The sequence below is a fragment of the Nostoc sp. 2RC genome, from assembly GCF_014222165.1.
GTDB lineage: Bacteria > Cyanobacteriota > Cyanobacteriia > Cyanobacteriales > Nostocaceae > Nostoc > Nostoc linckia.
Genome location: NZ_JACKZU010000301.1, coordinates 1 through 10,185, shown reverse-complemented (window position 1 = coordinate 10,185; position 10,185 = coordinate 1). Strand labels below are relative to the sequence as shown.

The 10,185-nt window shown below is 43.1% G+C and carries 7 protein-coding genes; 3 read left to right on the top strand and 4 right to left on the bottom strand.

Annotated elements, in window-relative coordinates; translation table 11 throughout:
• The first annotated feature begins 149 nt into the window (after positions 1–149).
• The 3 genes from GNE10_RS25955 (at position 150) to GNE10_RS35555 (ending at position 4,083) form a co-directional block, all read left to right on the top strand.
• A complete protein-coding gene (locus GNE10_RS25955) occupies positions 150–539 on the top strand; it encodes a hypothetical protein (RefSeq protein WP_185568024.1) in 390 nt (129 codons plus the stop codon).
• Between the two features lie 260 nt (positions 540–799).
• Positions 800–1,183, top strand: a complete 384-nt coding sequence (locus GNE10_RS25950; protein ID WP_185568022.1) for a hypothetical protein — start codon at positions 800–802, stop codon at positions 1,181–1,183.
• Between the two features lie 227 nt (positions 1,184–1,410).
• On the top strand, positions 1,411–4,083 hold the full coding sequence (locus GNE10_RS35555; protein ID WP_221642996.1) for a DUF4114 domain-containing protein: 2,673 nt from the start codon (positions 1,411–1,413) through the stop codon (positions 4,081–4,083).
• 395 nt (positions 4,084–4,478) lie between these two features.
• Here GNE10_RS35555 and GNE10_RS25940 read toward each other — a convergent pair whose 3' ends face one another.
• The 4 genes from GNE10_RS25940 to GNE10_RS25925 all read right to left on the bottom strand — a co-directional run bounded on the left by GNE10_RS25940 (position 4,479) and on the right by GNE10_RS25925 (position 10,155).
• A complete protein-coding gene (locus GNE10_RS25940) occupies positions 4,479–5,333 on the bottom strand; it encodes a nitrate ABC transporter ATP-binding protein (RefSeq protein ID WP_185568019.1) in 855 nt (284 codons plus the stop codon).
• 276 nt (positions 5,334–5,609) lie between these two features.
• Entirely contained in the window at positions 5,610–7,616 is a 2,007-nt protein-coding gene (locus tag GNE10_RS25935) for a nitrate ABC transporter ATP-binding protein (protein ID WP_185568017.1), read from the bottom strand.
• 79 nt (positions 7,617–7,695) lie between these two features.
• The gene (locus GNE10_RS25930; RefSeq protein ID WP_185568013.1) at positions 7,696–9,432 is read right to left on the bottom strand and encodes a diflavin flavoprotein; all 1,737 of its coding nucleotides are present in this window, start codon (positions 9,430–9,432) and stop codon (positions 7,696–7,698) included.
• Positions 9,433–9,642: 210 nt separating this feature from the next.
• Positions 9,643–10,155 (bottom strand): phosphate-starvation-inducible PsiE family protein, encoded by a 513-nt coding sequence (locus GNE10_RS25925; RefSeq protein WP_185568010.1) that lies wholly within the window; start codon positions 10,153–10,155, stop codon positions 9,643–9,645.
• Positions 10,156–10,185 lie beyond the last annotated feature (30 nt).

Sequence of the window (10,185 nt, the reverse complement as noted above, 5' to 3'; positions counted from 1 at the left end):
CAAGGACGCATTCGCGCAGCGTCTCGTCAGAGAAGGACGCAAAGAGAAGAAAGAAAGGCTTAACTGAACTGTATTGCACATTAGACGTAATTTCTATTCCCCATCTCCCTACGGGAAAAATTACGTTTTAGAACGCAAAATGGTATTACATGCAGACTGTAAGAGCTTCTGTCTTGACGTTTTGGTATTACGCGCAGGCTGCAACAGCTTCCGTTTTGCTTGTAAGAGCTTTTGTCTTGATGTTTCGGTATTACGCGCAGGCTGCAACAGCTTCCGTTTTGCTTGTAAGAGCTTTTGTCTTGCTTGTAAGAGCTTCTGTCTTCACGTTTCAGTATTACGCGCAGGCTGCAACAGCTTTCGTCTTGATGTTCTCAAAAACAAACTTGCGTCACACCTATTTTTACTTCAATACGCTTGGGTTAAGGCTAAAACTCTTGGTCAAATTCAATTTTTTTAACGAACCGCCAAGGACGCAAAGGACGCAAAGAAAAGAAAGAAAGAAAGAAAGGCTTAACCCAAGCGTATTGATTTTTACTTAAGTTTTTGGGCATTGGGCACTTGTGCTGAGCGTAGCCGTTGGCGCAGCCTCTCGCAGAGAAGTATGGGGCATTGGGACATAGGGGAGAATAATAACTCACCAGTCAGCAGTCAATAGTCAACAGTCAGCAGTCAACAGTCAACAGTCACCAGTTAATTAAATTTTAAATTTTTCCCAAAAATCAACAATTTTACGTATGACAAGTTTTTCAAAAATTGTCCACTATAGAGGTATGAAAAATGTAGCAAGCAAGTATTAATTATGGCAAGGGCAAAGCGCAATTCACGTATTCTTGATAAAGCTCAAGTTCGTCTAGCGAGCATTAAATCTATTAATCAAACTCTTGATGTAGGAGAAGGATTAGCTGTTGAAGTTTATACTGAAAAAATAGAACAACTCAGAAAATACTTGGAAGAATACAATAGTAGTCTCTCTACCATCGATGTCTTACTAACTAAGATTGTGGAAAATGAAAAAGATTTAGCAGACTATTCTGATAAATTTTTGCATGGCATTGCTTATAAATTTGGTAACAATAGCCATGAGTATCAAATGGCTGGGGGTGTTCGTAAAAGCGATGTCTACGACCGGCTACGCCAACGCAAGCGTGTTGTTCGTGAAAGCACGGTTTCGCCTACAACTTAAAGCAGCATAGTTTTGACTCTCACAAAATTTGTTATGTAAAATCCCCAATTTTGTCAAAAATTCGGGATTTCTTGGCTTTTAGGCATCAATTTTAGCTTTTAATCCAGGATAAAATTGATACCACCCACAATCAAGTCTGGGGGGCTTTTTAACTCAGCATACTTTAGACGAAGTTACACAAGTGTCTATCAAACTTGTAACTCTGAATTTAAGGGAAACAAAAGCTAATGCCTACTACAAATATCGATGTTTCAGTTCCAGAAGTACTTTACCTGCGAAATATTACAAGTGGTCAGGTGACTGAAGGAGAGGTATTAAGCCAAGTTGCATCAGTTTGGTCAAACTCAACAGGGAACGTTACCATTGAGGTAATTTCTGATGATTTCACCACAGACCCAAGCCCCATTATTGTACCTGCCCTTGGATTAACGACTCCAATTATCGTGTCCATCGCATCTAAGGAAGATTTTATCGCTCAGGGCGATCGCACTGTCACAGTTACCATTCAAGCATCATCAAGCACTGGGTTAAATTCCGTTTCTTCCAGTTTTTTGGTTACTATCGCAGACGATGATACTGCGGGGGTAATCATTACAGAATCCGGCGGTAGCACTTCTGTGACGGAAGCAGGAGCCACGGATACTTACACAGTAGTTTTAACGTCCCAACCCACTGCTAATGTAACTATAAATACCGACGGAGGAGCGCAACTAAATCTCAACCCCAACGTTTTAATTTTTACTCCCCAAAACTGGAATGTGCCGCAGACGGTGACTGTCAGCGCAGTGGATGATGCTCTTGTTGAAGGAACCCATACTCAAACTATTAATCATACGGTTAGCAGTACTGATACTAAATACGATCGCATTAGCATTAGTTCTATCATTGTAAATATTACCGATAATGACAGAAATGATGCTCCCAGCTTTACACCAGGGCCAAATCAAACGGTTGCTGAGGACAGTGGCGCTCAAACTGTTGCTAATTGGGCAACCAACATTTCCCCCGGCCCGGCTGATGAAGCAAGCCAGATTGTTAACTTCCAGGTAACCAACGACAACAACGAGTTGTTTAGCGTTCAACCTGCCATCGATTCTGCTGGTAATCTCATCTATACCCCTGCGATAAATGCCAACGGTTCAGCCATTGTGACAGCGATTCTGCAAGATGATGGAGGAACAGTTAATGGAGGGGTGGATAGTTCTAACCCCCAGACTTTCACCATTACGATTAATCCCGTCAACGACATTGCAACCATCAGTGGTATTGTCACAGGTGTCGTTACCGAAGACTTAAATGTGGTTAATGGTAACCTCACTGCTACGGGTAACCTCAGCATCACTGATGCGGATACAGGGGAGAACAAATTTAACACCAATGTCATTTCCGCTAGCGGTAACCTTGGTAGTCTTAATATCACTGATACTGGCACTTGGAATTACAGCGTTGCCAATAGTGCAGTGCAATTTTTAGGTGCAGGTGTTAGCAAAACCGAAATTTTTAGTGTGGAATCTGTTGATGGTACAGTTCTTCAAGATATTGCTATTACCATCAACGGCAACAACGATGCACCCACAGATTTATTCTTAAGCAAGTCAGATATTGATGAACAAAGTGCTGCACTCACTACCATTGGTTTTTTCTCCACCACTGACATAGATGTTAATGATAGCTTTACCTACAGCTTCATAGATGGGGATGGTGCTGATGATAATGATGTCTTCACTATTGATGGCAATGAACTAAAAATTAAAACTTCCCCCGATTTTGAAATTAAACAAAGTTACAAAATTCGGGTAAAAACAACTGATGCAGGTGGGCTGTCTTACCAAAAAGCCTTGGCGATCGCTGTTAATGACCTTGACATTTCTAGCAGACTGACTACAAAAGATGATGACATTTTTAATATTACAGGTGATGATACCAAAATCACACTCCAAGTCACTCTTTTAGGACGCAATTCCAATCAAATCAATGAATTGGGAGTATTTATTGTTGACGATGCTACAGGCACAATTAATGGTATTGCTCCTGGTGCAGATGGTTATGCTGAAGCTGCCCTAGAACGCGCTCAAGTAATTTTCTCTGCTATTACTAATGTCCCTAATGGTTTTAATCCTAGCGATTTAACACGCTCATTAGAATTAAATTCCGGCGCTAATTTGAGATTTTATTTAGTAAAAAATAATAGTACAACGGATGCCATCCTCCCAGGAATTAAACCAATTACAGATGTATTGTTTGCCAGCACAGCAACTTTAAAAGTCACCGATTTAGGTAATGACCAATTTCGTTTAGCTTGGGAAGATGGCACTGGTAATAGCACTAATGACTTTCAAGATTTGGTGGTGGAAATTCAAAGTAGCAATCAAAATTTACCTCTAGGTACGAAGCTGCAAGGTAGGTCACAAGGAGAACTAATTGATTTAAGGAGCGTCACGACACCAGTCACAGTTAATTTTAATGTGTACCGAGAAGCTGCTTTTGATAACTTTGTGGGATTCTATCGAATTACTGATGAAAAGGGTGGGATTGACATTAACGGTGATGGCAATGCAGATATTCTACCTGGAGAAGCTGGTTATGCTCAAGCAGCTGTACGTCAACGTGTGGCAGGTATTGACTTAGCAGTTAGTAACCAAGGTACGGCCACCTCCACTGGTAGTTTTACTGGTGGTGACATCTTTGCACCATTTCTGATTGTAAATAGTAGACCTGATGCTGTTGTAGATAATAATCCTAATAACGATCCAAAAGTTTATTTTGCATTTTTGGGAGCTAACTCTGACAAACGCGACCACATTCGCTTGCTGGGTGACAATATCTTTGCTTTCGAGGATTTATCTGGTGGTGGCGATGGAGATTTCAACGATATGATTGTGAAATTTGCTCTCAGCTAAGGGACTTGTTTCAGGTTCGTCTAAATACTTCCGATAAAAAGGACGCGGGGAGGGGGAGAATTTTTTTGATAAGTGATTAGGCGGACTCGATATCATATATCAAGTCTGCATAATTAGTTATGATTCCCACAGCCATTACACCCCACCCCTTAATCCCCTCCCCTTGGTAAGGGGAGGGGAGACAAAGCGTAGCTTTGGCGGGGTGGGGTTTTTCGGGTTTCATAAGTAATCAAGCGGACACGATCTGACGCAAAGAGACGGAGACACCGAGGGGTTTTTATTATGGGTAATTAAGCGGTTATGATATTATGTTCGCCTAATCCCTTATCAAAAAAATTCTCCGCGTCCCCATGTCCCCGCGTCAGTCCTAATGAATTCCCTCTCCTGAAGAAAGTTTAACCTACGTCATCATGGGCGAAACGGTTAAACAGGAAGTCTAAGGCATAGTTACGCAGTTGATAATATTGTGGATCTTCCATGATGCGGGCGCGATCGCGGGGACGAGAAAAAGGTATTTCCATGACTTCGCCAATCTTTGCATGGGGCCCATTAGTCATCATCACCAATTTGTCTGCTAAAAATAGCGCCTCGTCGATGTCGTGGGTAATCATCAACACTGTACAGCGATTTTCATTCCAAATTTTGAGCAGTTCTTCTTGTAATTCTTCTTTGGTGATGGCATCCAGCGCCCCGAAAGGTTCGTCTAAAATTAAGACTTTGGGACGAATTGCCAAGGCGCGGGCGATGGAAACTCTTTGTCTCATACCACCGGACATTTGCATTGGTTTCTTTTCCATTGCGTCAGCCAATCCCACCATTGCTAAATGGTCGCGCACGATCGCTCTTTTTTCAGCTTGTGGTTTATTAGGATAAACGGCATTCACAGCTAAGTAAATATTTTCAAAAGCAGTGCGCCACGGTAGCAAGGCGTAGTTTTGAAACACCACCATTCTATCTGGGCCTGGTTTGGTAATGGGCTGTCCTTCTAGTAATACTTGCCCGGAGGTGGGAAAGTTGAAGCCGGATACCATGTTTAATAAAGTGGATTTACCACAGCCAGAGTGACCGATGACACAAATAAACTCCCCTTGTTCGACGTTGAGGTTAACGCCATCGAGGACGGTGAAGGGGCCTTTTTTTGTGGGATAGACTTTGGTAACGTCTTTGATTTGTAAAAAGGGTTGGCGGGTGCGGGCTGTATTTTCGAGTGGGCTTCTGAGGTCGGTAATTGTTGAATTGCGGTTTTGCATGGTGATTTGGTTATTGGTTATTGGGGACTCTTGGCGGCGAACTATTAAAGTTCAATGCTTGTTAATGGAGTTCAGAAGTTCATTAAGGATTTCCAAAAAATAAATTATCCAATCTTGTGGGGTGGACATCTTGTCCGCCCTTGGCGATGGGCGGGCGAGACGCCCACCCCACAAGAAGTAGTTGAGTATTTTTTTATTTGTGAGTCCCTTAATGGAGTTCAAACAATTGTGGGTGATGTCCTATTTCTTCCACTTCCTCTTTCTCTCACGATTCTTTTATGAGGCAAGTTTTCTTCTGGGGGCATCGAGAATAACTTCGGCCACTGAGAAATCGCGTTTAATTTTCAAACTGTTGAGATAGGCGATTGGGTCGTCGGCGTTAAAGGGAGTACCATCGAATAGTTGAATGGGTTGGCGAATGTAGCTGATATCTAAGCCTAATTCCCGTGCGGCGGTGCTGAAAACACGGACTCTACACACGCGTTCCACGACTTCCACCCAATTTCTGGGGAAGGGAGTGTCGCCCCAACGGGCTAATTGAGTCATAATCCAAATTTGTTCGGTGCGGCTGGGGCGGTTAATGGCGGATTCGGAATAAAATTGGTGGTGGGCGTAGTCGCGCAGGGGATGGTCGATATCGCAGGTGAGACTATTGGGATCTTCTAATTGGATGTATTCTAAATCAGTGCTGACATAATCTCGACTTGCTAAAATTTGGCGAATTTCTTGGGCATTGTCGGGGTTTGCACAGTATTGACAAGCTTCTAGTAAAGCTTTGGTCAAAGCAATGTGGGTATTGGGATAAGTTTCTGCCCACTCTTCCCGCACTCCCAGAACTTTACCGGGGTGTCCTAGCCAAACTTCCAAATCGGTGGCGATGGTAAAGCCGACATTTTCGGCGGCGGCGCGGTAGTTCCAAGGTTCGCCGACGCAGTAACCATCAATGCTACCTGCTTGTAAGTCGGCTACCATCTGGGCTGGGGGAATGGTCTTCATATCCACATCGCTGTCGGGGTCTATACCACCAGCAGCTAACCAGTAACGCAGGAGTAGGTTGTGCATTGATGCGGGATGCACTACTCCCATTGTGTGCCTTTGGTCGTGGGTGTCTAGGAGGTATGTTTTGAAGTCTGATAAGCTTTGCACGCCTTGGTCGTAAAAGCGTTTGGCTAAGGTAATGGCGTTACCGTTGCGGGTCATAGTGAGGGCGGTGACAACAGGGAAAGGTTGGTTGTTGTGTCCCCCTAAGGTTAACCACATGGGCATTCCTGAGGGCATTTGCGCCGCATCCAAATAACCGCCGGTCATGCCATCAACGATACCACGCCAACTACTTTCGCGCACGAGGTGGACTTCATCTAAACCATGCTTGACAAAAAAGCCTTTTTCTTTAGCAACTGCTAAGGGGGCGCAGGCGGTGAGGGGTAAAAAGCCAATTTCTAAGTTAACTTTTTCTAAGCCGTGGCGGGAAATGTCGGCTGTTTTTCTGGCGCGAATTTTCTTAATGCGTTTTTGTTGATTGAGGAAATAAATCATTTCACTCCGCAAGCTGTAGTAGCTGGGATGTTCTACAACTTCCATGCGCTTACGGGGTCTGGGAATATCTACTTCTAAAATGTCACCAATTTTCGATTCGGGGCCGTTGGTGAGCATGACAATTCTGTCAGATAATAGCACTGCTTCGTCCACATCATGGGTGACCATGACAGCAGTAACTTCATTTTCTTCGCAGATTTGCATGAGTTGTTCTTGCAAATTACCGCGAGTCAGGGCATCTAACGCGCCGAAGGGTTCATCTAATAATAATAACTTGGGGCGAATCGCTAAAGCACGAGCGATCGCCACACGCTGCTTTTGTCCCCCAGATAACATTGTTGGCTGTTTGTCAGCATGGGGACGCAAGCCCACCATATCTATATGTTTTTCCACAATGGCGTTGCGTTCGGCTGCGGGTACGCCTTTCATTACCGAGTCCACAGCTAAGGCAATATTTTCTCTCACTGTCCGCCAAGGTAATAGCGAATAGTTTTGAAAAACCACCATTCTATCGGGGCCTGGTTGGCTGATTCTTTGCCCTTCTAAGGTGACAATGCCTTCACTGGGCAAATCCAAACCCGCAATCATATTTAATAATGTAGACTTGCCACAACCGGAGTGACCAATTAAAGAAACGAATTCTCCTTTTTTGATTTCGAGGTCAATTCCTTTGAGGGCAATGTATTTACCACCGCCGGTTAATTCAAAAACTTTGTCAATGCGATCGACAGCAACGAATGTAGACATGGTAGTTTGGTTATTGAGGGTTGAGTTTTAAACGCATAGGGGCGCGGAGGTTGGCGCAAAGATGCGCGGAGGTTGAGGGTTAATAGTAGCTGCCGGATTTACGGTATTCTAGGGCGGTTAAGCCATCGGTTTCTAGGACTTGACCTTTATCGACTACGGCGTAAATTAACCATCTGTCACCGCATTTCATTTGATTTTGTACGGTGCATTCTAAGTAGGACAATGCTTCGCTAAGAATTAGGCAACCATTGTCAGCTGTTTTTGTGGAAAGATTGATAAAGGGATTATTTCCTAAAACGCTATTGCGGGAAAAATAGCGGCGGATATTTCTACCTTCTTTGAGGATATTTAATACAAATTTATCACCGGGATGACACATTAAATCTGCATTTTGTTCTTCAGCAATGGCAATCATAATGCCTGGTGGATTAAAAGTTGCTTGAGAAACCCAAGAAGTTAAAACGCCTTTGTGGTTTTCTTCGTCACAAGTTGTTAAAACACACAATGAACCAATAATACGTCCTACTGCTTGTTCGGTGCGGTCTACTTTTGCTTCTGTAACAACTTGACGTGCAGTCCGCAATTTCTTTGTTTTTTTCAAGTTTTGAGCAAAGGAAGCGCCTGCTTCTTTACACTGTTGGATAATCTCATCTGTAGGTGTAAAACGGACTCGAATTGTTTCAAATCCTAAACGATAATTGGCATCTTTGAGTTTACTTTCTAGTAAATCAATTGCTTCTCCACTCCAGCCGAATGAACCGAATACTCCTGCTAATTTTGTTTTAGCTGCTGTGGCTATAACTATTCCTAAAGCTGTTTGAATTTGGGTTGGCGCATGACCGCCTAAGGTGGGCGAACCAATAATAAATCCGTCGCAAGCTTCAATGATGCGGGTAATTTCTGCTGGTTCTGCTAGTTCGCAATTAATGGACTCTACGTTGACTCCATTTTCAATTAAACCTTGAGCGATCGCATTCGCTACAATTGCCGTATTTCCATAAGCGGAAGCATAAAGTAAAGCAACACTTAATTCTTGTAATTTTTGTCCTTGACACCATTGCCGATAATCAAAAGTAAAGCGGCTGAGGCTATAACGAACAACAGGGCCATGAGCAGGAGCATAACATTTTGCGGGGAAAACCGAAAGCTTTTCTAAAGCAACTTCCACTTGTTTCGCTTGGGGTGCGTGGAGACAATCAAAATAATAATGACGTTCTGCATCTAAACTTTTCCAGTCTTCATCGAAGAGGGTATCTTCACAAATATGAGCGCCAAAAAATTTGTCTGTGTAAAGAATTTTAGTTGCAGAATCATAAGTACACAATCCATCTGCCCAGCGAGGAGTTGGTACAGTAATAAATGTCAGATGATGTCCTTGTCCTAAATCCAAAGTATCCTCTGAACGCACAGCTTGAATGCGCGATTCCCACTCTGGAAAAGCAGTTTTCAAAGCATTAGCAGCAGGGCGAGAACATATTAAAGTAGCTTGAGTAGCTTCAGAAAATAATACTTGTAACGTGGCTCTGCGGTTGGGATTGACATGACCGAGAACAATATAATCTAAAGTAGTGAGATTGAGATGTTGTGCTAATTCCTGGAGATAAATTTCCGTAAAAGATTCACCAGGAGGATCGATTAAAGCTTTTTTATCAGCTTGAATCAGATAAGAATTCGCCGTAGTTCCCCGTTGGCGGGAATACTCAACTTCAAATTTTAGCCTCTCCCAAGTCCGCGATCGCAAAACCAGCGTCTCTTTACCAATTTCAGCAACCTGTACATCTCTGGGATGGCTAGTAGTTAAAGTATTAGCAGACATAGTAACCTCTTTGGAAATGGGGCATGGGGGAGCCACTGCGGTCTTGGGGTCTCCCCAAGTTGAGCAAGTGGCGTCATTGGGCATGGGGCATTGGGAGAATAATTCTTAACTCCTAACTCCTAACTCCTAACTCCTAACTTCTAACTCCTAACTCCTAACTTCTAACTCCTAACTCCTAACTCCTAACTCCTAACTCCTAACTCCTAACTCCTAACTCCCATTACTTTCAATTAATTCCGATTTGGCTCGATTTTTATAGCGTTTAGATATTGCTTGTTCGGGGTCGATGCCATCAAAGGTGGGAGGTAACCAAACTCGAACAACTAGTATTACTCCTAAAACTAATAAGAAGGCACAAGTGGCTAAAATTTGACTCCAGTTAGTTTCTAAAACTCCCTTAACAATGACTTCTCGCAAGGCGGAAACAATGGAGACTTCTACAGCTACGCCAATAGATATTCGTTGTTCTTGTAAGTAAATAATCAGCAGTCGAAATAACTCAACTAAGATGAGCAAAAAGAGGATATCGGCAGTAACAACATGAAAATCCAGTGGCGGAAGCAGGGAGAAAAACATATCTCTCACCTGAATTACCATGAAGCAAAATAAACCGAGACACAGAGAAACGACAATCAAATCTTGAATCAATTCCAAGCTTTTGACGATGCGTTTCCGATGGATTTCATAGGTGATAATTGGACTATCTTGAGCAGGTTTATACATAGCTTTGTGTGTGGGGAGTGGGGGATGGGG

Bases quoted from the DNA above. Each gene is read 5' to 3' on its own strand.
- GNE10_RS25930 (WP_185568013.1), bottom strand. From the start codon at position 9,432: ATGTCTGCTAATACTTTAACTACTAGCCATCCCAGAGATGTACAGGTT.
- GNE10_RS35555 (WP_221642996.1), top strand. From the start codon at position 1,411: ATGCCTACTACAAATATCGATGTTTCAGTTCCAGAAGTACTTTACCTG.
- GNE10_RS25940 (WP_185568019.1), bottom strand. From the start codon at position 5,333: ATGCAAAACCGCAATTCAACAATTACCGACCTCAGAAGCCCACTCGAA.
- GNE10_RS25955 (WP_185568024.1), top strand. From the start codon at position 150: ATGCAGACTGTAAGAGCTTCTGTCTTGACGTTTTGGTATTACGCGCAG.
- GNE10_RS25935 (WP_185568017.1), bottom strand. From the start codon at position 7,616: ATGTCTACATTCGTTGCTGTCGATCGCATTGACAAAGTTTTTGAATTA.
- GNE10_RS25925 (WP_185568010.1), bottom strand. From the start codon at position 10,155: ATGTATAAACCTGCTCAAGATAGTCCAATTATCACCTATGAAATCCAT.
- GNE10_RS25950 (WP_185568022.1), top strand. From the start codon at position 800: ATGGCAAGGGCAAAGCGCAATTCACGTATTCTTGATAAAGCTCAAGTT.